Consider the following 1,262-nt stretch of genomic DNA (forward strand, 5'->3'; position numbering starts at 1 on the left):
CGCCTGGCCATAGGCCAGTTTTCGATACACCGCATCAAAGGCCTGCAGCGCTCGACAACTTCTGCCAAAACTTATCTTGATGGTGCGCGCTGTTTTGATGATACGTGCGGCAACATACATCGGTTCCTGCATCACGGTTCTGATCCGTCGCCTCTGTGCCTTGCTCCGCTTGGGTGACTTCGACCCCGGCAAGCCATTTTGTCCGATCCAGCGCAGAATATTATAGGCCAGCACGCTCAGGCCCAACACCAGGGCATTGGTAGCAAGTTTACCCGAAGGCAGGCGCTCGATATCCCTGTCCGTTTTGAATTCACTGTGGAACTGTTCCGAGGCGCCATGATCCGCATAAAGCTGTATGACGTCTTCTTCACTGACGTCCAGGCTGGTCCACCAGCCTTCAAGATCAATCTCAGGAACCAGCAACCGTTGCCCGTGCTTGTCAATGGTTCTTTCAATGATCCGAATGACCCGACGCACCGAGTAATTATGACCCTTCCAATGCCGCGCGGTTTGTACACTGAACAGCGCAACCCGCTTGCCTTCCCGAGAATATATCCACTTCCCCTTCTGTTCCGCAATGGCAAGCCAGTCCGCCTTATCCTGCCTGCGCGGGTTCCACTTGTTGATGAGAAAATCCACCACTGGCAGATCTTCATGCGCTTCGTTATGCGCCAGCACGACCTCAATGTTCTCAATGGCATCGTTGCCACCGTCGAGCCTCAGCAACAAGGGCTGGGCTGCGATCTTTTGGGCATCCCGCAATGCCCGGGCCAACAAGGCCGGCGTGTCTTTCTGGCAGTGCTGCTTGCCTTCACGAAGTTCAAAGCCGATACAGTAGCCTTCCTGGCCCAGGTAAACCGCCATGGGCGCATACCCATCATGTCCCTTGTAGGTCCTCGATACCCCTTCCTTGTGACTGCCTGAATTATCCATGGGCGTGACATCGGCATCGACCGGCATATGGCCGGTGGACAAGGGTCGCAGAGCAGGCTGGATATTGCTCAGAAAATCCCGACTGGCTTTTTCTACAATGGGGAGAAAACTAATGGCATGTTTATCCATGCGTTGGCGCAACGTCGCTTCCCCAGGTATCTCATCGATATCCATCGCGCTGGTGAAATAGAACTCGCTCTCTATACCATTGATCGCTTGACCAATCAAAGACAGGCCACTGTGGCTGATGATATCGGCGCTGGATTGTTCGATGATGAAACGTTTCATTGCTTCACCTGCTGGGTGATGTTTCATAAGCCCACATTTTA

1 protein-coding gene is annotated in these 1,262 nt (G+C 53.5%); it reads right to left on the reverse strand.

Going from position 1 to position 1,262, the window contains the following annotated elements; all coding sequences use genetic code 11:
• Positions 1–1,221, reverse strand: a 1,221-nt coding sequence (locus ACOCD2_RS20510) for an IS1380 family transposase (RefSeq protein WP_293715347.1), incomplete at its 3' end; no start/stop codon positions are given.
• Positions 1,222–1,262: the final 41 nt, after the last annotated feature.

The organism is Thiolapillus sp. (genome assembly GCF_048562965.1).
GTDB classification, from domain to species: domain Bacteria; phylum Pseudomonadota; class Gammaproteobacteria; order Chromatiales; family Chromatiaceae; genus Thiolapillus; species Thiolapillus brandeum_A.